Genomic DNA, 23,956 nt, shown 5'->3' on the forward strand with positions numbered 1-23,956 from the left:
GCGTACGAGCTGCGGAAGACCCCTGCCGGTGCTGTAGCCGGCCGCGGGACGGACGTTTTCCTGCGGGAACGGAGCAAGTCAGGGCTGACGGAGATGATTTGTCGATCTTGTCATGTAATGGCCGCCATCATCTGTCCAACCAAAGTGATCGTGGCGACGGTGACTGGCAGAATCACAAGGACAAGGACAAGAAGCGTGGTGGCAAGACGGTCAAGGTGACCAAGAAGGAAACCATCAAAGAGGTGGAAGTCCGCCCGGATGGGACCCGCATCTTCAGGCAGACCACGAAGGAGACCACGAAGGAGACAAAGAAGGGCTTCCACAAGTCCGACAACGAGCTCCACGGTCCGGTCAACGGCCGTCAGTAACGGCCGGTTGCCGCAGCCGGTAACGGCTGAATCCGGGCCGCCGGTCACAGACCGTCGGCCCGGAGTGCTGTGTGCCGGGCAAACAGGAACCCGCTGGCCCCCGGATCCGCCGACATCCTCACCTACGCCCAGGCCTGGCACTGGACCGACCCGCGCAAGTCCGTCCCGGAAGCCGTCCGGGTGCTGCGCCCCGGCGGCGCACTCGCCCTCTGGTGGAACGACTCGGACAGCACGGTCCCCTGGATAGCCGGCCGGGACGCCCACCTGCGCCGCCTCTTCGGTGCCGGCACCGAAAAGCCCGACCCGATGGCCCGGGTCCGTGGCCTGCCGGCGCGCCCGTCTCCAGCGGGTTTCGAAGGGGTCTCGAGCCCGGGCGCCGACCGTGGGGCATCCGGACATCCGCTGTTCGTGCCGTCTGCCGCCGGGAGGTCGTGCCGTGCCCATCCTCAGGTATCTGGAGAGCCCGCTGGACGACCTGCTGCGGCGGGCCGCGGCCCGTGACGCAAACGCCCCGGCCGTCACCGTGGCAGGGGCAGGGGTGTCGTTCGCGGCCCTGGACCGGGAGGCGGACCGGGTCGCCCACTACGTGCGGCGCGCCGCGGGCCGGGCCGGCGCGGTCGTCGCCGCGGCCACCACCCTCGATGCGGTCTTCCCCGCCGTGTACTACGGCACCGTCCGCAGCGGCCACCCGCTCGCCCTGCTCGACCCGCTGATGGGGCCGGCCGCCCTGTACGAGGTGTGCTCGGCGGCCGGGGCCGAGATCGCCTTCGTACCCGCCGCGCTGGCCGGGCTGCTCGCCGGGCTCGGCGACCGGCTGCCCCTGCTGCACACCGTCGTCCTCACGGACACCCCGGCGGACACGGCAGCAGACACACCGGCGGGTGCGGGCCGGGGTGTGCCGCTGGCGCGGGCGCTGGCGTCGGTGCCCGCCGGCGTGCCCGCACGGACACCGGCGCCGGGCGTGGACGCGGTGGCGTGCCTGCAGTTCGCCCCGGACGGTGCGGGCCGGCTGAACGGGGTGCGGCTGACACACCGCAACCTCCTCGCGGGCGCCGCCCAGACCGCCCTCGCCCACCGCCTGGGCCCCTCCTCCGTCGTCCTCAACCACCTGCCGCAGTACCACGCCGTGCACCTCAACTCGGCCGTCCACGCCGGGGCCCGGCAGGTGCTGTGCCCCGGCCCGGATCCCTTCGGGGCGCTGGAAGCAGCCGCGCGGGCCGGGGCCACCCACTTCTACGCCCCGCCCGCCCGGCTGCACCGCCTCGCCGGCGACCCCCGGCTGGGCGCGGCCGGTGCCCGGACCGGCGCCCGCCGGCTGAGCGCCCTGCACGTCAGCGGCGGCGCGCTGGAACCCGACCGCGCCCGCCGGCTGCGCGACGCGCTGCGCGTGCCGGTCCTGCAGGGCTACGGCCTCACCGAGGTGTGCACCCTCTCCCACCACCAGCCGCCCGGCTCGCGGCCCGGTCTCGGCGCGGTCGGGGTCCCGCTGCCGGGCACCGAGTGCCGGGTCGTCCTGCCGGGCGGCGCTCGGCCCGCGCCGGTGTGGTCGACCGGCGAAGTGCAGATCCGCGGGCCCCAGCTGAGCCCCACCGCCCCGGCCGGGGCGGTGCCGGACGCGGACGGCTGGCTGTCCACCGGCGACACGGGCTATCTCGACGCGGACGGCGGACTGCACCTGGTCGACGCGTCCGGGTCGGTGTTCGCCTGCGACGACGCCCTGGTCGCCCCGGCCGTGGTGGAACGGGTCATCGGCCAGGACCCGCGGGTGGCCGACTGCATCGTCGCGGACTGGCCCGACCCGGCACGCGGCGCCCTGGTCTGGGCCGGCGTGGTCCTGCGCGAGCGGCCCCCCGGCGACGGCCGCGGCCTGCTCGACATCCTCGACTCGGTCGCCGAACAGGCCAACGCCCGGCTCGGCCCCGGCGAGCAGATCCGCCGCCTGGAGGCCCTCGACGCCGTCCCCCGCCGGCCGGGCGGCCGGCCCGCCCGCCGTGAACTGCGCCGCCGGCTGCACGCCCTGGCCGCCGTGGAGGCCGCCGCCTGACACCCCCGGGGGCGCGGGAGCCAGAGGGAGTAGCGGACGGATCGTGGCCCGCTGGAGCGCACCGGACACGGCCGCGCCCGCCGCCTACGGTGAGCAGGGCGGACATCCCAGGACCCGGCAGGACAACCCAGGCCCGACGGGACACCCCGGGAGAGACACAGGGAGGAGACCGCCGTGACTCCACCCACGGCTAAAGCCGCGGGCTTCCTGCGCCGGCGGCTAAGCCTCCGCGCAGAGGACCAGCCCGGCCCTCTTGAGGACGTTGAGCGCGCCGACGTGGTCGGCGTTGCCGATGTGGCCGCACTTCACGCACTCGAACTTTGCCTGGATGACGCGGTTCTCCTTCGCGGTGTGTCCGCAGTCGGGGCACTCGCGGGAGGTGTTGCGGGCGTTCACCGGGATCACGCGGCGAGCGGCACTCTCAGCCTTCTGCGCCAGGATTCCCAGGAAGAGGCCCCAACCCGCATCCAGGATGCTGCGGTTGAGCCCGGCCTTGGCGGCGGCACCGTTGGGGAGGAACGCGCCGTTGTTGTCGGGGTCGGGCTTGGATGCGGGCGTCTTGGTCATGCCCGCTGTGTTCAGCTTCTCGTGGCCGATCACGTCGTGTTCCCGGACCAGGGCGAGAGCGGTCTTGTGGTGGTGGTCGAGCCGTTGCCGTCGGATCTTCGCGTGGATCTTCGCAACCTTTCGGGCGGCGGCACGGTGTTTCTTCGTCCGGCGCCTCGTGCGCCTGGGGAAGGTGTCCAGGTGTCGCTGAGCGGTGGCCAGCTGCTCGCCCATCGAGGCGCAGAAGCGCGGGTTGTCCTTGTGCACGCCGTTGGAGTTGGTGAAGAAGTGCACCGTGCCCATGTCGATGCCGACGATGCTGCCGGTCACGGGCCAAGGCTCGAGGGGCACCTCATCACAGGAGAGCACGACGTACCAGCGGCGGCCTTCCCGTTTCACCGAGATCGTCTTGACCCTGCCTTTGACAGGCCGGTGCTGGTGCACGCGGACGTGGCCGACGCCTTGCAGCCGCATGCGGGTGACCGGATCGTGCGGGGTGGAGTCCCAGCGGCAGCCGTCCCCGTCCTTCGGGAAGGTCACTGTGTCGAAGTGCCCGGCGCCTTTGAAGCGCGGGTATCCGGGTGTCTGGCCGGCCTTCACACGCCGGAAGAAGGCTTGGAACGCCTTGTCCAGGCGGCGCAAGGTCGCCTGCTGAGAGCTGAACGACCAGCGGCCCTGGCGCTCCGGGTCGAACGCCCGGATCTCCTTGAGCTGCGCGGACTGGTCCCCGTACCTGATGCTCGTCTTCGAGCTGTGCCGGTAGGCGTCCCGGCGTTCTTGCAGCGCTCCGTTGTAGAGCGAGCAGTGATCACGCAGCATCTCGGACAGAGCCTGGGTCTGGCGGGCGGTGGGCCTCATGAGGAACTTGTAGGCGCGTATCAATCTCGCGCCTCCTTGCCCTTCTTCCAGGGGCGTTCCCACTGGGTGTTGATGTACTTCTCCACCGTGGCCGCCGACACCGCGCCGGCCGAGGCGGCGAAGTACGACGACGACCACAATGTGGGCATCCGCGACTTCAGGTGCGGGAACTCCGCCCGCAGCACGTGGGAGGTGAAGCCCTTGAACTGGTTCGCCACATACGAGGCCGACGACTTCGGGTCGTGTCTGACGAACAGGTGCACGTGATCGGGCATCACCTCAAGGGCGATGCTCTCCCACCCGCGCTCATCCGCCTTCTGGCAGATCAGTTCGTCCAGACGTTCCGCGACCCGGCCGCCGAGGACCGGACGGCGGTACTTCGGGCACCACACCACATGGAGTCCGAGGTCGTACACGCCGCCGGAAAACCGGCGAACCTTTCCGGTCACCGTCACAGGATCACTATATGGGCGCGACAGGTCTAGTGCGGCAGAGAGGCAGCATCAGGTGAACAGTGCAGATCCGTGCACCGGATTGAGGTCAGAGCAGGGTCGAGAAGCCATTCCCCGCCCCGCTGAAGCGGGGCGTCCCCTGGCTAGGTCCTGATGGACGAGCGGCACGCCACACTCCGCGTGCTCCCCGCACCGGCCCCCGGCCCCGGCCCTGATGAGGCGGCCGGCCCGGCCCCGGCCCCCCGCCCGGGCGCGCCGGCCGCCGTGCGCGTGCACGTGATCGGTGAGGACCCGCTCGCCCGCCGCGGCATCACCGCCCTCCTCGAGGGCCACCCCGGCATCCGCGTTACCGGCGAGAGCGAACCGGGACCGCCGCTGCTGCGCGCGCTGGCCGCCCGGCCCCCGCACGTCCTGGTCGCCCACGGCACGCTGGGCGGCGGACAGCTTGCCGCGCCGGCCTTCGGCGGCGGGGACCTGCCGCTGCTGACCCTCGGCGGCCCGGGCCGCACCGACGCCGCAGGCCGGGCGGCCGGCGGCCATCTGCCGGCCACCGCCACCGCCGGGCAGCTGGCCTCCGCGGTCGTCCTGGCCGCTGCCGGATACACCCTGGTGCACGGCCCCACCCCGCCCCCGCCCGGGCCCCGCCCGGCCGCCGGGCCCCTGGCGCCTATCTCGCCCGTCAGCCCCGACCGGCTCACCGACCGCGAGTGCCAGGTCCTGGATCTGCTGGCCCGCGGCCTGTCCAACGGGGAGATAGCCAGGGCGCTGACCCTGTCCGAGCACACCGTGAAGACCCACGTGCAGAACCTGCTGCACAAGCTGCGGCTGCGCAACCGCGTCCACGCCGCGATCTACGCCTTCGAATCCGGCCTGCGCGCCCCGGCCGCCCCTCTGCGCCCGGCCGCCTCCGCGGCCGACGCCCCCTTCGACTGACCTCCTCCGCCCGCACACACCACACCGTCCACATGAAAAACGGCACTCCTGACCTGACTCCGTTCCCAGGTCATTTCCCCAGCTCACGTCAACTTTTGGGCAACGGCACAGAGTGGCGTGGCGAAACGCCGTTGAGCGGTAGCGGCCGTGGAGCAGGCTGCTGCGTTCGTCGCCCCGGTCCGCGGGACGGCTATGTGGACTACATCGCCTGGACGCCGTCGTTCTCGAGGACCTGCCCCCGGGCGGGCTCGTCAGAGAACAGGTCACCCGAGGACGGGTGGCGTGTGCTGGTCACCATCCGCCGCGCTCACCCGGGTACCGCCGGCTTCCCGCTGGAGGCAGCCGCCGTCATGATGCACATCCCAGAGGGAGCGGCAGATACCGCGTCTGCGCGACCGGGGGCGGGCAGAGCGGGGATAATCGGCCGCATGGCTTCACCGTCCTCACCCGTCTCCTTGCCGTCCGCCGCCGGAGTCCTGCGGGAGCGGTACACAGGTCGCCTGCCCGCCTCGCTCGACGAGCTTTCCGGACCCGCGCAGGGCCGGGTCGAACTGCCGCTGCACGTCGCCTGGTCCGGGCTTCGCGCCTACGACCTGGACCGGCCGCGCCAGCGCATGAGCCTGTACCGCACGGTCCTTGCCGAGGGGCAGCGTGACGACCTGACCACCCTGCTCGACCGGGACCTGCTGGTCGCACAGTGGCCCGTGCTGCGCACCCTGGTCAGCAGGCACATCCGCCTGGTGTGGGAGGACGCTTTTCCCGCGCTCGCCAGGCGGACGCCGACCGCCGCGTGAACCTCAGCGAGCTCCACCGGCGGCTCTTGGCCGATGTCCTCGCGATCGGCACGCCGTACCCCTTGATCGTCACGGGCGGATACGCGGTCCAGGCCCATGGGCTGGTCGACCGGCTGAGTCAGGACCTCGACGTCGCCACCGAGAATCCGGCCCCCCTGACGGACATCGTCCACGCTGTAGAGCACGGTCTGGTCCAACGTGGCTGGGCCGTCACGGTAGTCAGCGTGGACCCGCTCTCCGCACGCCTTGTGGCCGCGGTCCCCGCAACCGGCGAGGACTGCGAAGTGGACATCCTCAAAGAGAACCTCTGGGCACCGCCCGTGGAAACGGAGTACGGCCTGGTCCTCGCTCTTCCTGACGTCATCGGCACCAAGGTCCGCGCCCTGGCTGACCGGGGCGCGGTAAGAGATCTCATCGACGTGCACGCCGCCGCCGAGCACCACACCACGAACGACCTCGAACGGCTCGGCGAGCGGCACGGCCGCGACGAGTTCCGCCTCCAGGACCTCCACGACCGTCTCGCCGGCGCCGAGTGGTACGACGACGAGGAATTCGCGCCTACGGACTCACCGAGGACGAGACCTCACGTCTACGGGCCTGGGCCCAGCATTGGGCAAGCGACCTCGACCATCGGCTCGGCGCAGACGACCACGAGGTCTGATGCTGCGGCTGCTCGTGTGCGGGCCGGTAACACGCAGCTCACCGTCGGCAGTCAGCCGTAGATCGTCATCTGATCCCTCCATGGATACTCCGCCCTTCAGGGCGGCGAGGAAACGGACTCCTGCGGAGCAGTGCAGGGAAAGACGATTCGCCGCCAGGGCGGATCGTCGATCCGGCCAACTACCCGCAGATAGTGACAAGTCGATGCGATAGTTTGTGAGCTGTGGGCACTCACGTGAAGCGGGCGTATCGGTACCGCTTCTATCCGACGGATGCACAGGCAGCGGAGCTGTCGCGCACGTTCGGGTGCGTGCGGAAGGTCTACAACATGGCGCTCGCCGCTGTCGTCCAGGGAGCCATCGGGCTGGGGCTCGCCGTTGCCGAGGTTGTGACCGAGGTCGGGTCGGGACTGAACGGGAATCGGCGCAAGCTGCACCGTGTCCTGTCGGACCCGGCCGTTGCCGTCATCGTCGTGGATCATCGCGACCGGCTGGCCCGTTTCGGTGTCGAGCATCTGGAATCGGCACGGTCGGCTTCCGGCCGGCGTCTGGTGGTGCTCGATCCGCAGGAGACGACCAGCGGCCTGGTCCGGGACATCACTGAAGTCCTCACCTCGATGTGTGCCCGGCTGTATGGGCAGCGAGCGGCGAAGAACCGGGCCGCACGCGCTATCGCCGAGGCCACCGCTCCGGCGGCGGAGACGACCGGGTGAGCGGGGCGGAGCCTGCCGGGAGCGGGAAGAAGAAGCGCCGGGGGTTCGAGGCGCGGCCCGGCTTCCACGTTGTGGGCCACAGGCTCGCCCTCGACCCCAATGCGTCCGGCCTGCAGGCTCTGGCCTCGCATTGCGGGGCGGCGCGGGTCGCCTACAACTGGGCGGTGCGGCATGTGCTGGCGAGTTGGTCGCAGCGCGCGGCGGAGGAGACCTACGGCGTTCCCGAGGCAGAGCGCGTTGCGTGGCGGTCGTGGTCGCTGCCGTCGTTGCGGAAGGTGTTCAACGAGGCCAAACACAACGACCCGTTCCTGCGGGAGTGGTGGGCGCAGAACTCGAAGGAGGCCTACAACACCGGCCTCGCGAACGCTGCCGCCGCGTTCGACAACTACGCCAAGTCCCGGCGCGGCGAGCGCAAGGGAGCCCGGATGGGCAGACCCCGTTTCAAGTCGAAGCGGAAGGCTCGTCCGGCGTGCAAGTTCACCACCGGCACCATCCGCCTCGATGACCGGCGGCATATCGTCCTGCCCCGCCTCGGCCGGATCCGCCTCCATGAGGACGTCCAGCCCCTCGTGGACGCGATCGCCGAAGGCGGGACGCGGATTCTGTCGGTGACGGTGCGGTTCGAGCGGGGCCGCTGGTTCGCGGTCCTGCAGACCGAGGAACGCCACGCCATCGCCCCTGCCACCCGCCCCGGCACGGCAGTCGGGATCGACCTCGGCGTCAAGACTCTCCTCGTCATGGCGGACTCGGCCGGCGAGGTCCGCGAGGTCGCGAACCCCAAGCACTACGACCAGGCACTCACGCAGCTCCGGAAGGCCTCCCGGACCGTCTCCCGCCGACGCGGCCCCGACCGGCGCACCGGACAGGCCCCGTCCCGTCGCTGGGAGAAAGCCAACGCGGTCCGTAACCGGGTGCACCACCGGGTGGCGAACCTGCGGGAGAACCATCTCCACCAGGCCACCGCGCGTATCCCCGCCGAGTACGGCACCGTCGTGGTCGAGGACCTCAACGTGAAAGGCATGGTCCGCAACCGGCGTCTGTCCCGCCGTATCTCCGACGCGGCGTTCGGGGAACTGCGGCGCCAGCTCACCTACAAGACCCAGCGCCACGGTGGACGTCTGATCGTCGCCGACCGCTGGATGCCCTCTTCGAAGACCTGCTCCCGCTGCGGTGTGGTGAAAGCCAAACTGCCCCTCGGCGTGCGTGTCTTCGAGTGCGACGTCTGCGGACTCGTCCTGGACCGGGATGCGAACGCAGGCCACAATCTGGCCGCCCTCGCGGCGGCCAACGGTAGAACGGGTACCGGAGTGGCCGGAGACCCGGGCCCCCTGGTGGTGGTGCCGAAGCCTCGTGGAGCCAAGCAGAAGACCCGCACCGCCCGAACCCGCAAGGGGACGGGCACGCGGGCAGCTGGCGCAACACCCCGCCAGGGGACGGAAACGAGAGATCGTCGACAGGACACCAGGCGCGAGCAACTCGCGCTCTGGTGACACCGTCACGAACCTTCCGGGCGGAAACACCCGGAATACTGAGAGTCGCTAAGACTCGAAGCAACGGGTGCAAAGGGGCACGGGGTTAACGGTTAACGAGGGTTACGGGAGTTACGGGCCGGGCGGGGCGCACCGTTTGGGCCAGCCGATGTCCTCGTCGGACGGTGCGTCCGGCGCGGGCGGGGCGGGGTGGCCGGTGTCCGCGGCCGGGGAGGGGCCGCTGCCGTGTCCCGCGGTGGCCGTCCACGCCGCCCGGGGTGGTGCGCACACCGATGGCCTCATCGTCGACTCCCGGGCGTTGACCTGCACAAGGACTCCGCGCCCGGCCGGGTGCGCCGGCCGGGTCCTGCCGAGCGTGCTCCGCCGCGCTGGAGGAACGCTGGAGGAGTCCACGAGAGGCGCGTGAGAGGCGCGTGAGAGCGGCACGAGATTCCCGGCGGGGGCCTGGCAAAGGTTTGCCCGCGTGTTGCCCGGCGCCCTACGCTCGGGGCGGCTCCCGGTGAAACTTTCTTGCCCGCTCACCCCAGGGGATTCGGTCATGCTGCGACAGCCCGCGTTCGGACACCGCCTGAAAAAGCTCCGGACGGCCCAGGGGCTGTCGCAGACGGCGCTGGCCGGCGAGGGCATGTCCACCGGCTATCTCTCCCGCCTGGAATCGGGGGCGCGCCAGCCCACCGACCGGGCCGTGGGCTATCTGGCGGGCCGGCTGGGCCTGGACGTCGCCGACTTCGAGGAGCCGGTCACCGGTTCCCTGGCGCACGCGCTGACGCTGGCGTCCTCCACCGGTTCCGCGGACGCCATCGGGGCGCTGCGCGCGGCGCTGGCCGCCGAGGGCCACGAGAGCGCGGTGCTGCGCTGGCAGGCGCTGTGGCTGCTGGCCCGGGCCGCCCGGCTGCAGGGCGATCACGCCGCCGAACGCGCGGACCTCGGCCGGCTGGTGGCGCTCGGCGACGAGGTGGGATCGGCCGAGCTGCGGGTGCGCGGCCTGACCCGGCTGGCCCGCTGCCTGCGCTCGCTCGGTGAGATCACCCCGGCCCTGGACGCGGCCGTCGCCGCCCACCGCCTCGCCCTGGGCGAGGACCTGGGCGTGGAGGACCGGGCCGCCGCGCTGCTGGCGCTGGTGTCGGTGCAGGCGGAGGCCGGGCAGGTGCCGGAGGCGCGGGTGCACGCCGACGAACTGGCCGCGCTGGTCGCCGGCCGCACCGACGCGCTGTGGGCCGAGGCCATGTGGACGGCCGCCGCCGTCCGGGTGCGCCAGGGCGACCACACCGGGGCGCAGGCCTTTTTGGATGCGGCCCTGGAGCGTTTCAGCAGCCAGGAGGACCTGGTGCTGTGGCTCAGGCTGCGGCTGGCCGCGGGCCGGCTGCACCTGCAGACCCTGCCCCCCGACCCCGCGCGGGCCGAGGCCTGCGCCGCCCAGGCCGAGGCCGCCCTCGCCTTCGTCGGCACGCCCGCCCTGCGCCAGGACCTGACCGCGCTGAAGGCCGATCTGGCGTTCGCCACCGGCCGCTACGACGATGCCCGCGCCCTGCTGGGCGACCTGGCCGGGGACGAGCCGAGGATGACCTACCGCGACCGGGTGCGGCTGGAGATCCTGCGCCAGCAGCTGCTGATCCTGGGCGGCGACGCCTCCGGCGTGGAGGGGCTGCGCACCCTGGCGCAGCAGGCCCAGGCGGACGCCAACATCGACCTCGCGGCGGAGATCTGGCGGACCCTCGCGGACGCCCTCGCCCAGTCCCGGCCCGCCCCGGCCGAACCGGCGTGACCCGCCCGCGCCCGGCCGGACCACTGCGGGAGGAAAAGGGGCAGGGAAGGGCAGCGCAGAGAAGGGGCAGGGGAAGGCGGGGGAGTGGGGGAATTCGGGCGGGGCGGGCGGCGCGCTGATTCCCGCCGACCGCGGGGGAGTGCGGTGCGGAATGCGTATTTCCTTTGCCGGATTTCTCGAGGGCGCCTCGCATTCCGGTGGACGCGGCGCAATGCGCCTTGACGCGCGGTGCGGACCTTCGTGAATCTCAGTACGGTATTGGCCGCTCACGCCCGAAGGGACACCACCGTGGTCAGCAGGAACAGCAAGAAGAAGAATCCCGCAGGAAACGAGCCGGAGCTCAGCCCCGCATTCGGCAGTGAGATCACCGACGGCCCGGACGAGGACACCGAGATGTCCGTCCTGGGCAGCATCGCCCTGCAGTAGGGGCCGCCGCGGACGGCAAGCGGGTGCGGGAGGCGGGAGGCGGGAGGCGGGAAGGGGGTGGGGCGGGAGACCCGCGGGTTTCCCTTCCTCACCCCCCGCCCGTATCCGCGGCAGCCGCCTTCCGCGGTGTCAGGACGCCACGAGTGCCACGCACATCGCGCCCAGCGCCACCGCCTGCAGCACGACCCGGGCGTTGATGACGCTGTCCCAGGTGCGCTGCAGGCCCCGCGCGTTCGGCGCGGTGCGGCAGTCGAGGGCCGCGTCGGTCAGCTCCTTGTTCACCGGCGCGCTCACCTTGTTGTAGACGGCCAGCCACACCACCAGGGCCGCCGCCGCGACGGCGGCCGCCGCGGCCGCCGTCACGCGGCCGCCGAACCCGGCCGCGACGGCCGTGGCCACCGTGGCGAGCAGGCCGAAGACGCCCGGGACGGGCATCCGGCGGTCCCCGAAACGGTGGATCTGCCCCATGGTGCTGGTCAGCACCGCGTCGTCGACGTGCGCGAGGGCCGGCCGCTGGACGATCGCGGAGAAGACGTCGGTGCCGTAGACCACCGCGTTGGCCATCGTGGCCACCACGGCCAGGGTCTGTACGAGGGTTTCCATCACAACCACCCTTGTCCGTCTGCCGGTTGCCACATGGCCTGCCGCCACGTGGATTTATCAACGCTAGATGTACTGCCGACACTATCAAGTTCAGTGCTTCGAATGCTAGCGTTGACAACTCCAGTGGTCCGCAGGGGATTCCGCAAGGACGAGGGAGCACCCCGGGCCGCAGCGGAGTGCCGTCCCCTCCCCGCGGGGACATCCGCCCGGACAGCCACGAGGAGACAGACCCATGGCCCTTGGACGTGCCCGTCGCGTACTCATCGCCGGCGGAGGGATCGGCGGCCTGGCCGCGGCCCTCGCGCTCCAGCGCGCCGGTCTTGAGCCCGTCGTCTTCGAACGGGCCGAGGCACTGCGCGACGGCGGCGCGGGCCTGCACATCTGGACCAACGGCGTGCTCGCGCTGGACTGCCTGGGCGTGGCCGGACAGGTCCTCGAGACGGCCCCGGCCCAGCAGGTCGCGCACTTCAGCACCCACCGCGGCGAGGTGCTGGGCGCCTGGCCGGTCGGCGACTTCGTCGAGCGCTACGGCGCGCCCACCATCGCCGTCGAGCGCTCCGTCCTGCACGGCGTGCTGCGCGAGGCCCTGCACGGCTCCCCGGTGCGCACCGGGGCCCACGTGACCGGCTTCGAGCAGGACCAGGACGGGGTCACCGTACGGTTCGCGGACGGCGGCAGCGAACGGGGCGACCTGCTGATCGGCGCCGACGGCATCCACGGCACGGTCCGCGACGCCCTCTTCGGCCCCGCCCGCAACCGCTACAGCGGCTACATCGCCTGGCGCGGCCGCTCCCCCCTGCAGCACCCGGACATCCCGCCGGGCACCTTCAACGCAATGTTCGGGCCCGGCACCCGCTTCACCTACTACGACGTCGCACCCGGCCTGGTCCACTGGATGAGCGTGGCCAACGGGCCCGCGGGCGGCCGGGACGCGCCCGGCGTGCGGGAGATGCTGCTGCGCCGCCACCGCGGCTGGGGCGGCCCGGTGGCCGACATCCTCGCCGCCACCCCGCAGGAGGACATCATCCGCGGCGACGTCGAGGGCCGCAGCCCCGAACGCCGGTGGGGCCAGGGCCGCGTCACCCTGCTCGGCGACGCCGCGCACCCCATCACCTTCAACATCGGGCAGGGCGCCTGCCAGGCCCTGGAGGACGCCCTGGTCCTCGCCGAGCACCTGGAGCACGCCGACGACCCCATCGCCGCGCTGCGCCGCTACGAGCGTGAACGCCGCGCCCGTACCGCGCCGCTGCAGCGCATCGCCTGGCGGATCGGGCGGATGGGCGCGGTGCGCAATCCGCTGCTGATCCGGGCGCGGGAGGCGTTCATGCGCAAGAACTGGAACACGAAGGCCTTCGCCGCCGCGGAGAAGGGCCAGGTCGCCTACGGCACCCGCTGGGCCCCGGCCCGCCGCCCGGCCGCCACCGTGGACTGACGCCCGCCCTCGCGGCCCCGGCCCCGCTCCAGAACCCCCGCCGTTCCAGGACCGGTTGCGGGCCCCGTCTCCGGCTGTCCTGCCCCCCGGCTCACGGGCCCGCAGGCGGTCTGGGGACCGGGTCCCGGGTCCCGGGACCCCGGGTCCGGCGGACCGGCCCTGGGCTTGGCGTCCCGGCCGCACCCCGCACCCCGCGGCCCCGGCCCGGATCCGGCCCCTCGGTCTTCGGGGCCGGCCCAGCCCAGTCCGGCGCGTACCGTCCCACCGGTCCCGCCCGCCCGGCGGGCGTCAGCCGGGTGCCGGCCGTCGCTGGAGGGCGCCCGGCTGCCGTGCCCCGGCCCGCGCCGCCGGATACAGCCCGTCCCAGAGCGGGTCCCCGGGCGGAAACCCCAGGCAGACCAGGACGTTGACCAGCATCCCGTACGCCATGAACGTGGTGGTCTGGCCGGTGTCCGCGCCGAGCGGCCGGTGGACGGTGTCCCACAGCCGCCGCCACTCGGCCCGCACCGCCTCCCCGAACGCCGCGTCACCGTCCGCCTCGCCCGCCGCCACCGCGACATACACCTGCATCTGCATCAGCAGCCGCTCCGGCTCCTTGACGATGACGCGGGTGTACGCGTTGGCCATGGCGCGCAGCGCCTCCTCGCCCGCCAGGCCCTCGGTGGCCTCGGTGAACAGCCGGGCGGTGTCGGCCAGGCAGCACCGCGCCGCCGCGAGGAAGAGCGCCCGCTTGCCCGCGAAGAGCCGGAAGAGGTACGGCTGCGACACCCCCGCACGCCGGGCGATGGCCTCGGTGGACGTGCCGTCGTACCCGCCCCGGGCGAATTCGCTCACGGCCGCGCGGATGACGCTGCGGCGCCGCTCGTCTGCACTCATCCTCACCATGCCAGCACGTTAGTTGCTGATTGCCGGGCGCCGTAGTGCCGGTCCAGACGCATTCAAGGAATGCGCCAGAGCCCCGTGGCAGATTCACAGAATCGAGCACCGCCAGCCGACCGCTCGATGACCTTTCTCCGGCTCTGAAAACAGCTCTTCGGACAGCTCTTCCGGCAGTTTTTCCGACGGTTCTTCCGACAACTCAGTGAGGCAGGAACGGGGATGATCGACAATCTCTTCACGATGTTTCCCGGGCAGGGCTCGCAGCGCGCGGGCATGGCCGGGCATCTGCTGCGTGACCACCCCCGCACCGCCGGACGCGTCCTGGCCCGCGCCGAGGAGGCGACCGGCCTGCCGCTGACCGCGCTGTGCAGCACCGCGCCGGAGGAGGAGCTGGCCCCGACCGAGATCGCCCAGCCCGCCATCGTCGCCACCAGCCTCGCGGTCCTTGAGGTACTGCGCGACCAGGCGGGTTTCGTGCCCGCCGTGGTGGCCGGGCACAGCCTGGGGGAGTACCCCGCGCTGGTGGCCGCCGGGGTGCTGGAGGCCGAGGCGGCGCTGCGGCTGGTACGCCGCCGGGGCGAGCTGATGGCGGGGGTCTCCCGCCGGGTCGGCGGCGCGATGACGGCCGTACTGGGCCTTGCCGCCGCCCGGATCGAGGAGATCTGCGCGGACTGCGCCCCCCTGGGCGTGGTGGAGATCGCCAACTACAACGAGCCGGGCCAGACCGTGATCTCCGGACAGCGCCCCGCGGTCGAGGAGGCCGCCCGCCGGGCACTGGCCGCGGGCGCCGAGCGGGCGGTGGCACTGAAGGTCTCCGCGCCCTTCCACTGCTCGCTGATGCGGGCGATCGAGGACGAGTTCGCCGCCGAACTGGAGCGCGTGTGCTTCAGCGCGCCCCGGCTGCCCGTGATCAGCTCGGTGACCGGCACCCTGGTGCGCGACGGCAGCCACGCCCGCGATCTGCTGCGCCGTCAGCTGGCCGGGCCGGTGCGGTGGGTGGACGTGCTGGGCGCCGCGGCCGCGCACGCCGTGGACGGCTGCCTGGAGGTCGGCCCCGGCCGGGTGCTCAGCGGCTTCGCCAACCGCACCGGCGTCCACTCCGTGGTGCGCAGCACCCACGACGCGCGCCGGATCTTTGCACTGCTGCGCGAGCTCGGGCAGGAGCCCGCCCCTGGCGCCGCCGCCTGACCCGGCGCGCGGACCCGCCCCGGCCCGCACCCACCGCCCGCCCCCTCTCTCCCCTTCCCTTCTCTCCCTCCTCTCCCTTCTCTTCCTTTTCTTTTTCCTCTCCCGTCCGTCCGGTGCGGGCCCCCGGGCCGGTACCGGCGGAACGACCCATCGAAAGGCAGCCAACGGTGTCCGAAACCCTGACCCCCACCTCGACCGACTACTTCTCCGCGGTCCAGGCCGCCATCGCCGACGCCCTGGGCATCGACGAGGCCGAGGCCGTGCCCGAGGCGACCCTGCTCGGGCAGCTGGGTGCCGAGTCGATCGACCTGCTCGACATCCTCTTCCGTATCGAGCGCGCCACCAAGGTGAAGATCACCGTGGCCGACATCGCCGCCCTGCTGCAGGGCGGCATCCCCGACGAGGAGTTCGGCGACGAGAACGAGGTCGTCAACGACACCGGCCTCACCCACCTGGAGAAGGTCCTGCCGCAGTTCGACCGCAGCCAGCTCAGCGAGCCGCTGACCGCCGAGGGCGTGCTGGGCCTGTTCACCGTGCAGAACCTCACCGACCTGCTGACCGAGCGGGCCGAGGCCCAGCACACCGCCTGAACCCGCACCCCCTCCCCCCGGGGTCGGTGGCGGTGCGGGCCAACGGCGTCCCGCACCCCCGCCACCCCTCCCGCCCCCGCCCGCGCGGGCCCCGGCCGGCCACCGCCCCCTCGTAGCAGAAACGGGAAGAGACAGATGAAGCTGAAGGACCGCACCGCCCTGGTCACCGGTGCCTCACGCGGCATCGGCCGGGCCATCGCCCTGGCCCTGGCCGAGCAGGGGGCGGCCGTCGCCGTCAACTACCGCTCCCGCCAGGAGGACGCCGCCGCGGTCGTCAAGGAGATCGAGACGGCGGGCGGCCGGGCCGCGGCCGTCGCCGCCGACGTCGCCGACCCGCAGCAGGCCGCCCGCCTGGTCCAGGAGGCCACCCGCCTCCTGGGCCCCCTCGACATCCTCGTCAACAACGCGGGCACCAGCGACGACGGCCTCATCTACGACGCGCCGCCGGACGCCTGGCTGAACGTCATGAAGACCAACTTCGGCGGCGCCTGGCACTGCACCCACGCCGTCCTGGAACAGTTCATGGCCCGCGGCGACGCCACCATCGTCAACATCTCCTCCGCGATGGGCGAACGCGGCTGGATCGGCCAGGCCAACTACTCGGCCTCCAAGGGCGCGCTGAACTCCTTCACCCGCTGCGCCGCCGTCGAACTCGCCCGCTTCGGCATACGGGTCAACGCGGTCCTGGCCGGGTTCACCCCGACCGAACTCGTGGACGGCGTGCTGCAGCGCGACGGCGGCAAGAGCATCAAGCGGCAGATCCCGCTGCGCCGGTTCGCCACCACCGGCCAGGTCGCCGCGGCCGCGGTGTTCCTGGCCGGCCCCGACTCCGGCTACACCACCGGCGAACTGCTCTGCGTGGACGGCGGGTTCTCCGCCCAACTGGGCATCGGCCGCCCGTAACGGACGCGTGAGGGAACGGGAGAAGAGACGACGATGCGATTCCATCTGATCGACCGGATCGAGACCTGCGCGCCCCGTGAGCACATCACCGCGCGCAAGGTCACCTCCGCCGGGGAGACCTACTGGCAGGACACCGGCGCCGGACCCGCGCTGCCCTTCGGGCTGGCCCTGGAGGCCCTGTGCCAGTCCGCCACCTGGCTGATCATGCTCTCCACCGACCACCAGCGGCGCGCCGCGCTGCTGGCGGTCGGCGAGGCCACCGCGCACCGCCCGGTGCGCCCCGGCGAGGTGCTGCGCATGCACGCCACCGTCGAGTCGATGACCGAGGAGGCCGCCCTGCTGGACGGCACCGTCACCGTGGACGGCGAGAACGTCCTGGAGGCGAGCGGCATCCTGTGCGCGCTCATCGACGCCGAACGCCTCGACGACCCGGCCGCCACCCGGCGCATGGCGCACCAGCTGCAGGGCGGGGGGCCGGTGGGTTGACTTCGCCCCTTCCTGAAGGGAGGGGATTCTTACGGCTCGCGCCGTGAGGGTTTCTGCTTCGTTGCCGACTGCCCGTCCGGAGTACTCCGTTGAGGTCTTACGCCAGCTCCACAGACTGTCACCGCCAGCCCGGCGGCCAGAAGGTTGTGCGCCGCGTTCACGTCGCGGTCGTGGGTCACGCCGCAGTCGCACGTCCAGGTGCGGACGTGCAGCGGCATCTTGTCCTGCAGGGTGTTGCAGGAGGAGCACAGCCTGGAGGAGGGGAACCACCGGTCCACGGCGATCACTTCGCGCCCGTACCAGGCGGTCTTGTACTCCAGCATGCTCCGGAACTCGCTCCACGCCGCGTCGCTGATGGAGCGGGCGAGCCGGTGGTTTCTGACCATGTTGCGCACGGTCAGGTCCTCGATCACGATCGTTTGGTTTTCACGAACGAGCCGAGTGGTCAGCTTGTGCAGCGTGTCGCGGCGCCGGTCAGCGATCCGGGCATGGATCTTCGCGACCTTCAGCCGGGCCTTCCTGCGGTTGGCGCCGTCGCCCCCGGCCTTGCGGGCAAGTTTGCGCTGGGCCTTGGCGAGGCGGGTGCGGTCACGGCGCTCGTGCCGGGGGTTGGCGATCTTCTCTCCGGTGGAGAGGGTCAGCAGGTGGTCCAGTCCGACATCGACACCGACAGCCTGACCGGTGGCCGGGAGCGGCTTGACGGACGGGTCGTCGCACAGCAGGGAGACGAACCAGCGGCCCGCGCTGTCCTGCGAGACCGTCACGGTGGACGGGGCCATGTCCTCGGGCAGTGGCCTCGACCACACGATGTCCAGCGGTTCGGTCATCTTCGCCAGTGTCAGTTTCCCGTCGCGGAAGCGGAATGCGCTGGAGGTGTACTCCGCACTCCTGCGCGACGTCTTGCGCGACTTGAAACGCGGGTACTTCGCCCGCTTGCCGAAGAAATGGGTGAACGCCGTCTGCAGGTGCCGCAGCGCCTGCTGGAGGGGGACCGAGGACACCTCGTTCAGGTAAGCCAGATCCTCGGTCTTCTTCCACGCCGTCAGCATCGCGGAGGTGGCGTTGTAGTTGACCCGCTCCTGCCGCGCCCACGCCTCGGTACGGGCGGCGAGCGCCATGTTGTAGACCTTCCGCACACACCCGAACGTGCGCGACAGCTCCGCTGCCTGCGCATCCGTCGGACAGAAGCGGTACTTGAACGCCCGCTTCACGTGAGTGCTCACAACTCACAAACTATCGCATCAACTCGTGACTATCCGCGGGAAGTTGGCCGCGAAGGACGATCCGCCCTGACGGCGAATCGTCCTTCCCTGCCCTGCTCCGCAGGAGTCCGTCTCCGCTCTGAAGGGCGGAGCATCCACGGAGGGATCAGATGACCCGAGTAGCCATCACCGGCGTCGGCGCCGTCACCCCGCTGGGCAACGACGCCGCCGCCACCTGGCAGGGCCTGGCCGCCGGCCGCAGCGGCGTCGGGCCGCTGACCACCTTCGACGCGGCCGGCTTCCCGGTGCGGATCGCCGCCCAGGTCAAGGACTTCGACCCGGCCGCGGCGATCCCGGCCCGCATCGGGCGCAAACACCTCTCCCGGGTGGGCCTGTTCGGTGTCGCGGCCGCCTGGGAGGCGCTGCGCTCCGCGCGGGCCGAGGACCTGGGGGAGGAGGTGTACGACTTCGGCGAGCGCGGGGTGGCGATGGGCGCGAGCGTCGGCCGCCCCGAGCTGCAGGCCCTCCTGGACGTCGGCCACCTGCGTGCCACCACCGGCCGCGCGGACGCGTTCTTGTGCCACCCGCCGGCCGTCACCCTCACCGACGACCAGAACGTGCCGCTCAGCGCGATGGCCCGGATGATGTCCGCGACCGGGCCGATGATCGGGATCTCCACCGCCTGCTCCGGCTCCGGGCACGCCATTGGGGAGGCCTACCGCGCCATCCAGGAGGGCGACGCCCGCCTGATGGTCGCCGGCGGCTACGACTCCCTGACCACTTGGCTCGACCTGCTCGGCTTCAGCCTGCTGGGCGCGCTGACCGACCGTCACAACGACGATCCCGAGCACGCCTCGCGGCCCTTCGACGCCGACCGCTCCGGCTTCGTGATCGGCGAGGGCGCCGTCGCCGTCGTCCTGGAAGACCTCGACGCCGCCCGCGAGCGCGGCGCGCCCGTCCTGGGCGAGGTCCTCGGCTACGGCTCCACCCTCAACGCCTGGCGCATCACCGACTCCCCGCCGGACGGCTCCGGCGCCGTCCAGGCCATGGAGGCGGCGATCGGCGAATCCGGGCTGGGCACCGCCGGCATCGACTACGTCGTCGCGCACGGCACCAGCACCCACGGCAACGACCAGTCCGAGACGGTCGCCATCAAGAAGGTCTTCGCCGACGACGCCCGCCGTCTGGTGGTCAGCGCCCCCAAGTCGATGGCCGGCCACCTCACCTCCGCCAGCCTGGGCCTGGGCGTGCTGGCCGCGCTCGGCGCGATCCGCCACTCCCTGGTCCCGCCCACCGTCAACCTCGAGCGGCCCGACCGCGGCCTGGACCTCGACTACGTACCGCACACCGCCCGCCCGATGCCGGTGGCGGCGGCCCTGATCAACGCGTTCGCGTTCGGCGGCAGCAACACCAGCCTCGTCGTCGGCGCCCCGCGGGAGGACACATGACCACCACCGTCCCCGCCGCGGGACCCACCCCCACCCCTGTCTCCGGCGTGGGCTCCACGACCGTCACGGCCGCCGCGGTGCCCGGCGGCGGGCTGGGCGGGTTCGACCGGCTGCTGGAGGCCGTCGTCGGCGAGCGGGCGGCGGCCGTGCGCAACGTGCCCGCCACCCTGACCTGCTTCACCGACCACTTCCCGCGCCACCCCGTGCTGCCCGGCGTGCTGCTGCTGGAGAGCATGGCCGCGCTCGCCCGTAGGGCCGCGGGCCCCGGCACCTGGCGCCTGGCCGCCGTGCGCGGCGTGCGCTTCACGCACTTCGTCGGCCCCGGCGACCAGGTCCACCTCAGCGTCGAGGTGACCGCTCACGGCCCGCACCGCACCGAGTGCCGGGCCACCGCCCGGGCCGGCGGCCGGGTGGTCGCCACCGCCCGCGTCCTGGCCCTGGTCAGCGACGAGACGACCCGGGAGGGCACAGCATGAGCGAGCAGCGCCGCCGCGTGATGGTCACCGGCATCGGCCTGATGACCGCGATCGGCCAGAGCGCCGCCGAGACCTGGCACAGCCTGCTGGAGGGCCGCTGCGGCATCGGACCGCTGCGCGCCTACGACCCCGCCCCGCTGCGCACCGGCATCGGCGCCGAGATCCCCTCCTTCACCCCCGCCCAGTGGGCCTCCCGCCGCACCCTGCGCATGCTGTGCCGCGGCGACCAGCTCGCCCTGGCCGGCGCCACCCTCGCCCTGCAAGACGCGGGCCTGGACGACGGGAGCGACCTGGGCCACCGCACGGGCCTGTTCCTGGGCAGCAACAAGGAAATGCCCCGCATGGACGAGCTCATCGCCCAGCTGCAGGCCGTCCGCGCCGACGACGGCACCCCCGACCTGCACCGGCTGGGGCAGAGCGCCTCCTCGGTGATCGCCCCGCTGTTCTTCGTCGAGGGACTGCAGCCCGCCGCCGCCTTCCACATCTCCGAGAAGTACGGCATCCGCGGCGCCAACGCCTACTTCGCCGGCACCGCCGACTCCGGCGCGATGGCGATCGGCCGGGGCATGCGCACCGTACGCCGCGGCGAGGCCGACCTCGTGCTCGCGGGCGGCTACGACGACGCCACCGGCTGGTGGGCGATGTCCAAGATGGACGGCCTGGGCGTCCTGAGCACCCGCACCGACCTGGGCGCCGAGGCCTTCAGGCCCTTCGACCGCGACCGCTCCGGCTCGGTCTTCGGCGAGGGCGCCGCCCTCCTGGTCCTGGAGGAACGCGAACACGCCCTGGCCCGCGGCGCCCGCTGCTACGCCGAGATCACCGGCTTCGGCGCCGGCAACGACTGCGTCCGCCCGCCCAGCCCCCAGCCCCGCGCCCGCGGCCTGGCCCGTGCCATCGGCCGCGCCCTCACCGATGCCGCACGGCCCTTCCCCGACGGCAGCTACATCGCCGCGCACGGCTGCGCCACCCTGCAGGGCGACGCCAGCGAGACCGTCGCCCTGCACGACGCCCTCGGCACGGCCGCCAAGTCCGCCCAGATCAGCAGCGTCAAACCGCAGACCGGACACCTCGTCGGCGGCGCCGGCGCACTGAACGCGGCCGTCGCCGCCCTCGCCCTGGACAGCGGCACCGTGCCCGCCACCCTCAACCTGCACCACCCCGCCGCCGAGTGCGACCTCGACTACGTCCCCCTCACCCCCCGCCACACCCGGCCCGACAGCGCCCTGGCCCTGGCCCGCGGCCTGGAGGGCCAGGCCGTCGCCCTCGCCCTGGGACGGACCTCATGACCGGCATACCCGCAACACCCGCCCTATCCGAAAGGAGTGCGGCCATGACCGACGTCCACGACCGCGCCGTACGGCCGGACACCGCGGCCCGGCCCCGGACCGTGGTGGTCTGCGGTGTCGGCGCCGTGACCGCCCAGGGCGAGGGCGCCGCCGCGCTGTGGGAGGGCATCCGGGCCGGGCATTCGGCCATCGGCCCGGTCACCGGCATGCCGATGGACGGCTACGGCACGGCCATCGGCGGCGAAGTGCCCCCCCTGCCCCGGCCCGCCTACGACTACCTGGCCGCCTTCGGCGGCAGCGAGCGGGAACCGGCCGCCGACTTCGCGCTGACCGCCGCCGCCGAAGCCCTCCATCAGGCGGGCCTCGCGGGCCTGCCCGCCGAACGCTGGGGGGTGGCGTTCGGCTCCTGCAACGGCGGCCTGCGCAGCGCCGAGAAACTCGCCCGCCGCAGCCGCGAGGGCACCACCCTGCCCGATGACGCCCTGCACTACCTGCTGGTCCCGCCGCAGGCCATCGCCGAGGCACTCAGCGCCGCCTTCGCCCTCAAGGGGCCCGCCCTGTCCGTCAACACCGCCTGCGCCTCGGGCGCGCACGCCATCGCGCACGCCGCCGAGGCGATCGCCGCGGGCCGCGCGGACGCGATGCTCGCCGGCGGCAGCGACGCCTTCACCGAGACCGCGTTCGCCGGCTTCACCAGCCTCCAGTCACTGTCCGCCAAACCCGCCGCCCCCTACTCCAAGGACCGCGACGGGCTGTCCCTGGGCGAGGGCGCGGGCATGCTGGTGCTGGCCGAGGAGTCGGTGGCCCGCGCCGCGGGCGCCCCCGTCCTGGCGGAGGTCCTCGGCTACGGCCTGTCCGCCGACGGCTACCACGCCACCGCCCCGCACCCCGAGGGCGAGGGCGCCGCCCGCGCCATCCGCGGCGCCCTGAAGGCCGCCGGCATCACCCCGGGGGACGTCGGCTACATCAACGGCCACGGCACCGGCACCCCCAAGAACGACTCCGCCGAGTCCAACGCGGTGCGCGCCGCGTTCGGCGAGGCCGCCCAGAAGACCGCCCTGAGCAGCTCCAAGTCGATGATCGGCCACCTGCTGGGCGCGGCCGGCGCGGTCGAGGCCATCGTCACCGTCAAGGCCCTGGTCGAACAGATCGCCCCGCCGACCGCCAACTTCACCGGCACCGACCCCAAGTGCGGCCTGGACGCGGTCCCCGACACCGGCCGCGAACTGGCCATGAACGCCGCCCTGTCCAACAACTTCGCCTTCGCCGGCGCGAATGCCTGCGTCGCCTTCGGCTGGCCCTCGGGACGGCGCTTCACCGTCCCCGCCCCGCCCGCCGCCGAGAAGGTCGTCATCACCGGGGGCGCCGCCCTGACCCCCGCCGGCGACGGCCTGAAGGCGCTGTGGGAGGCCTGGCGGCAGGGGCGGCGGCTGGGCACCGACGAGGACGGCCTGCGCGTGGCCCGCGCCGTCTTCGACCCCGCCGCCCACATCGGCGCCCGCGACCGGCGCCGCATGGACCGCCTCTCCCAGCTCGCCGTCGCCGCCTGCCGCGCCGCCCTCGCCCACGCCGGGCTGAAGGCCGACGAGCACACCGGGGTCGTCCTGGGCACCGGACTGGGCCCGATGCGCAGCATCGAGGACTTCCTGCTGCCGGTGCTGGGCGGCTGCCCCGCCCACGGCAGCCCCGCCGTCTTCCCCAACACCGTCTTCAACGCCGCCGCCGGCCAGGTCGCCATGCACGTCGGCGCCAAGGGCCCCACCTCCACCGTCACCACCGGACACGCCGCCGGCGCCTCCGCCCTGACCGTCGCCCACGACCTGCTGCTGCAGCACCGCGCCGAGGCGGTGCTGTGCCCGGCGGTCGAGGACCTCTCCCCGGGCGTGCTGGCCGCCTACCGCCAACTGCCGCTGTTCGGCGACGCCGGCTACACCCTGGCCGAGGCCGGCATCGCCCTCGTCCTGGAACGCGAATCCAGCGCCCGCGCCCGCGGCGCCCGCATCCTGGCCGAGTTCGCCGGCCATGGCGCCGCCGGCGACGCGGCCGGCATCGGCCGCTGGAATGCCCAGGGCGAGGGCGTCGAGCGCGCCATGCGCGCCGCCCTCACCCACGCCGGCCTCACCCCCGGCGAGCTGACCGGCATCTGGGCCAACGCCGCCGGCCTCACCCGCGCCGATGCCCCCGAGGCCCTTGCCACCGGCCGGCTGGCCGCCGAGGCCCGCTGCCCGGTGCACACCCCCAAACAGACCCTGGGCGAACCGGTCGGCGCGGGCGCCCAAATGGCCGCCCTCCTCGCCCTCACCGCCTGGACCACCCCGGAAAGCGGGGCGGCGGCGGGGCCGGTGCTCATCAACAGCTCCTCGCTCGGCGGCACCCACATCAGCCTCGTCCTGCGTCCCGCAACGGAGAACTGAC

General features: G+C 72.8%; 22 protein-coding genes and 3 pseudogenes. 19 read left to right on the plus strand and 6 right to left on the minus strand.

The genetic code is table 11. The annotated features are described in order from the left end of the window. The first annotated feature begins 98 nt into the window (after positions 1 to 98). From OG798_RS53215 to OG798_RS53225, 3 genes and pseudogenes are all read left to right on the plus strand, one after another. Positions 99 to 368, plus strand: a complete 270-nt coding sequence (locus OG798_RS53215; RefSeq protein WP_328755975.1) for a hypothetical protein — start codon at positions 99 to 101, stop codon at positions 366 to 368. 30 nt (positions 369 to 398) lie between these two features. After that, positions 399 to 698 (plus strand): annotated as a pseudogene (locus OG798_RS53220) (methyltransferase domain-containing protein); the annotation flags it as partial. Between the two features lie 106 nt (positions 699 to 804). Then, positions 805 to 2,412 (plus strand): ANL family adenylate-forming protein, encoded by a 1,608-nt coding sequence (locus tag OG798_RS53225; RefSeq protein WP_328755974.1) that lies wholly within the window; start codon positions 805 to 807, stop codon positions 2,410 to 2,412. Between the two features lie 219 nt (positions 2,413 to 2,631). Here the strand turns inward: OG798_RS53225 and OG798_RS53230 are convergent, their stop codons facing one another. After that, positions 2,632 to 3,840 (minus strand): RNA-guided endonuclease InsQ/TnpB family protein, encoded by a 1,209-nt coding sequence (locus OG798_RS53230; protein WP_328755973.1) that lies wholly within the window; start codon positions 3,838 to 3,840, stop codon positions 2,632 to 2,634. Continuing rightward, positions 3,837 to 4,265: an IS200/IS605 family transposase gene (tnpA, locus tag OG798_RS53235; RefSeq protein WP_328759965.1), complete on the minus strand. Its 429-nt coding sequence runs from the start codon at positions 4,263 to 4,265 to the stop codon at positions 3,837 to 3,839. The genes OG798_RS53230 and tnpA overlap by 4 nt, the downstream gene beginning before the upstream one ends. 156 nt (positions 4,266 to 4,421) lie before the next feature. On the opposite strand from tnpA, the gene OG798_RS53240 reads away from it, so the two are divergent. From OG798_RS53240 to tnpB, 5 genes and pseudogenes are all read left to right on the plus strand, one after another. Beyond that, positions 4,422 to 5,201, plus strand: a complete 780-nt coding sequence (locus OG798_RS53240; protein ID WP_328755972.1) for a response regulator transcription factor — start codon at positions 4,422 to 4,424, stop codon at positions 5,199 to 5,201. A gap of 428 nt (positions 5,202 to 5,629) precedes the next feature. After that, positions 5,630 to 5,995 (plus strand): hypothetical protein, encoded by a 366-nt coding sequence (locus OG798_RS53245; RefSeq protein WP_328755971.1) that lies wholly within the window; start codon positions 5,630 to 5,632, stop codon positions 5,993 to 5,995. Then, positions 5,992 to 6,656 (plus strand): annotated as a pseudogene (locus OG798_RS53250) (nucleotidyl transferase AbiEii/AbiGii toxin family protein). Before OG798_RS53245 ends, OG798_RS53250 begins: the two are co-directional and overlap by 4 nt. 246 nt (positions 6,657 to 6,902) lie before the next feature. Further along, a pseudogene (locus OG798_RS53255) lies at positions 6,903 to 7,367 on the plus strand (IS607 family transposase); the annotation flags it as partial. Continuing rightward, positions 7,364 to 8,857 (plus strand): IS607 family element RNA-guided endonuclease TnpB, encoded by a 1,494-nt coding sequence (gene tnpB / locus OG798_RS53260; protein WP_328755968.1) that lies wholly within the window; start codon positions 7,364 to 7,366, stop codon positions 8,855 to 8,857. The pseudogene OG798_RS53255 and the gene tnpB, both read left to right, overlap by 4 nt. Before the next feature lie 111 nt (positions 8,858 to 8,968). Here tnpB and OG798_RS53265 read toward each other — a convergent pair whose 3' ends face one another. After that, on the minus strand, positions 8,969 to 9,139 hold the full coding sequence (locus tag OG798_RS53265; protein WP_164331916.1) for a hypothetical protein: 171 nt from the start codon (positions 9,137 to 9,139) through the stop codon (positions 8,969 to 8,971). A 256-nt stretch (positions 9,140 to 9,395) separates the two neighbouring features. Here OG798_RS53265 and OG798_RS53270 point away from each other — a divergent pair, with 256 nt between their 5' ends. Further along, positions 9,396 to 10,622: a helix-turn-helix domain-containing protein gene (locus OG798_RS53270; protein WP_075032279.1), complete on the plus strand. Its 1,227-nt coding sequence runs from the start codon at positions 9,396 to 9,398 to the stop codon at positions 10,620 to 10,622. Positions 10,623 to 10,910: 288 nt separating this feature from the next. Then, complete coding sequence (locus OG798_RS53275) at positions 10,911 to 11,048, plus strand: hypothetical protein (protein WP_328755966.1); 138 nt, start codon at positions 10,911 to 10,913, stop codon at positions 11,046 to 11,048. Between the two features lie 129 nt (positions 11,049 to 11,177). Here OG798_RS53275 and OG798_RS53280 read toward each other — a convergent pair whose 3' ends face one another. Then, positions 11,178 to 11,651, minus strand: a complete 474-nt coding sequence (locus OG798_RS53280; RefSeq protein WP_054229246.1) for a DUF1772 domain-containing protein — start codon at positions 11,649 to 11,651, stop codon at positions 11,178 to 11,180. A gap of 232 nt (positions 11,652 to 11,883) precedes the next feature. Here OG798_RS53280 and OG798_RS53285 point away from each other — a divergent pair, with 232 nt between their 5' ends. Beyond that, complete coding sequence (locus OG798_RS53285) at positions 11,884 to 13,083, plus strand: FAD-dependent monooxygenase (protein WP_328755964.1); 1,200 nt, start codon at positions 11,884 to 11,886, stop codon at positions 13,081 to 13,083. 288 nt (positions 13,084 to 13,371) lie between these two features. Here OG798_RS53285 and OG798_RS53290 read toward each other — a convergent pair whose 3' ends face one another. Next, positions 13,372 to 13,968: a TetR/AcrR family transcriptional regulator gene (locus OG798_RS53290; protein WP_179436231.1), complete on the minus strand. Its 597-nt coding sequence runs from the start codon at positions 13,966 to 13,968 to the stop codon at positions 13,372 to 13,374. A gap of 213 nt (positions 13,969 to 14,181) precedes the next feature. On the opposite strand from OG798_RS53290, the gene fabD reads away from it, so the two are divergent. The 4 genes from fabD to OG798_RS53310 all read left to right on the plus strand — a co-directional run bounded on the left by fabD (position 14,182) and on the right by OG798_RS53310 (position 17,129). Then, positions 14,182 to 15,150, plus strand: a complete 969-nt coding sequence (gene fabD / locus OG798_RS53295; protein ID WP_328755963.1) for an ACP S-malonyltransferase — start codon at positions 14,182 to 14,184, stop codon at positions 15,148 to 15,150. A gap of 167 nt (positions 15,151 to 15,317) precedes the next feature. Beyond that, on the plus strand, positions 15,318 to 15,740 hold the full coding sequence (locus OG798_RS53300; RefSeq protein ID WP_328755962.1) for an acyl carrier protein: 423 nt from the start codon (positions 15,318 to 15,320) through the stop codon (positions 15,738 to 15,740). Positions 15,741 to 15,875: 135 nt separating this feature from the next. Further along, complete coding sequence (locus tag OG798_RS53305) at positions 15,876 to 16,643, plus strand: SDR family NAD(P)-dependent oxidoreductase (RefSeq protein ID WP_097228332.1); 768 nt, start codon at positions 15,876 to 15,878, stop codon at positions 16,641 to 16,643. A 33-nt stretch (positions 16,644 to 16,676) separates the two neighbouring features. Continuing rightward, positions 16,677 to 17,129, plus strand: coding sequence for a 3-hydroxylacyl-ACP dehydratase (locus OG798_RS53310; protein ID WP_328755960.1), 453 nt, complete (start codon positions 16,677 to 16,679; stop codon positions 17,127 to 17,129). A gap of 29 nt (positions 17,130 to 17,158) precedes the next feature. Here the strand turns inward: OG798_RS53310 and OG798_RS53315 are convergent, their stop codons facing one another. Further along, on the minus strand, positions 17,159 to 18,352 hold the full coding sequence (locus OG798_RS53315; RefSeq protein ID WP_328755958.1) for an RNA-guided endonuclease InsQ/TnpB family protein: 1,194 nt from the start codon (positions 18,350 to 18,352) through the stop codon (positions 17,159 to 17,161). Positions 18,353 to 18,501: 149 nt separating this feature from the next. Here OG798_RS53315 and OG798_RS53320 point away from each other — a divergent pair, with 149 nt between their 5' ends. Genes OG798_RS53320 through OG798_RS53335 form a run of 4 tightly spaced genes read left to right on the plus strand, consistent with a single transcriptional unit; the run spans position 18,502 to position 23,955 of the window. Continuing rightward, on the plus strand, positions 18,502 to 19,779 hold the full coding sequence (locus OG798_RS53320; RefSeq protein ID WP_121413253.1) for a beta-ketoacyl-[acyl-carrier-protein] synthase family protein: 1,278 nt from the start codon (positions 18,502 to 18,504) through the stop codon (positions 19,777 to 19,779). Continuing rightward, positions 19,776 to 20,255 (plus strand): 3-hydroxyacyl-ACP dehydratase FabZ family protein, encoded by a 480-nt coding sequence (locus OG798_RS53325; RefSeq protein ID WP_328755956.1) that lies wholly within the window; start codon positions 19,776 to 19,778, stop codon positions 20,253 to 20,255. Before OG798_RS53320 ends, OG798_RS53325 begins: the two co-directional genes overlap by 4 nt. Continuing rightward, positions 20,252 to 21,541 (plus strand): beta-ketoacyl-[acyl-carrier-protein] synthase family protein, encoded by a 1,290-nt coding sequence (locus tag OG798_RS53330; RefSeq protein ID WP_267059998.1) that lies wholly within the window; start codon positions 20,252 to 20,254, stop codon positions 21,539 to 21,541. The genes OG798_RS53325 and OG798_RS53330 overlap by 4 nt, the downstream gene beginning before the upstream one ends. A gap of 44 nt (positions 21,542 to 21,585) precedes the next feature. Then, entirely contained in the window at positions 21,586 to 23,955 is a 2,370-nt protein-coding gene (locus tag OG798_RS53335; protein WP_097228329.1) for a beta-ketoacyl-[acyl-carrier-protein] synthase family protein, read from the plus strand. The last annotated feature ends 1 nt before the right edge of the window (position 23,956 follow it).

This window comes from Streptomyces sp. NBC_00271, assembly GCF_036178845.1.
Taxonomy (GTDB): domain Bacteria; phylum Actinomycetota; class Actinomycetes; order Streptomycetales; family Streptomycetaceae; genus Streptomyces.

Excerpts from the sequence above, each read along its gene's own strand:
- OG798_RS53280 (WP_054229246.1), bottom strand. The coding sequence starts at position 11,651 with ATGGAAACCCTCGTACAGACCCTGGCCGTGGTGGCCACGATGGCCAAC.
- OG798_RS53330 (WP_267059998.1), top strand. The coding sequence starts at position 20,252 with ATGAGCGAGCAGCGCCGCCGCGTGATGGTCACCGGCATCGGCCTGATG.
- OG798_RS53270 (WP_075032279.1), top strand. The coding sequence starts at position 9,396 with ATGCTGCGACAGCCCGCGTTCGGACACCGCCTGAAAAAGCTCCGGACG.
- OG798_RS53245 (WP_328755971.1), top strand. The coding sequence starts at position 5,630 with ATGGCTTCACCGTCCTCACCCGTCTCCTTGCCGTCCGCCGCCGGAGTC.
- OG798_RS53305 (WP_097228332.1), top strand. The coding sequence starts at position 15,876 with ATGAAGCTGAAGGACCGCACCGCCCTGGTCACCGGTGCCTCACGCGGC.
- OG798_RS53290 (WP_179436231.1), bottom strand. The coding sequence starts at position 13,968 with ATGGTGAGGATGAGTGCAGACGAGCGGCGCCGCAGCGTCATCCGCGCG.
- OG798_RS53240 (WP_328755972.1), top strand. The coding sequence starts at position 4,422 with ATGGACGAGCGGCACGCCACACTCCGCGTGCTCCCCGCACCGGCCCCC.
- OG798_RS53325 (WP_328755956.1), top strand. The coding sequence starts at position 19,776 with ATGACCACCACCGTCCCCGCCGCGGGACCCACCCCCACCCCTGTCTCC.
- OG798_RS53320 (WP_121413253.1), top strand. The coding sequence starts at position 18,502 with ATGACCCGAGTAGCCATCACCGGCGTCGGCGCCGTCACCCCGCTGGGC.
- OG798_RS53265 (WP_164331916.1), bottom strand. The coding sequence starts at position 9,139 with ATGAGGCCATCGGTGTGCGCACCACCCCGGGCGGCGTGGACGGCCACC.
- OG798_RS53335 (WP_097228329.1), top strand. The coding sequence starts at position 21,586 with ATGACCGACGTCCACGACCGCGCCGTACGGCCGGACACCGCGGCCCGG.
- OG798_RS53310 (WP_328755960.1), top strand. The coding sequence starts at position 16,677 with ATGCGATTCCATCTGATCGACCGGATCGAGACCTGCGCGCCCCGTGAG.
- fabD (WP_328755963.1), top strand. The coding sequence starts at position 14,182 with ATGATCGACAATCTCTTCACGATGTTTCCCGGGCAGGGCTCGCAGCGC.
- OG798_RS53285 (WP_328755964.1), top strand. The coding sequence starts at position 11,884 with ATGGCCCTTGGACGTGCCCGTCGCGTACTCATCGCCGGCGGAGGGATC.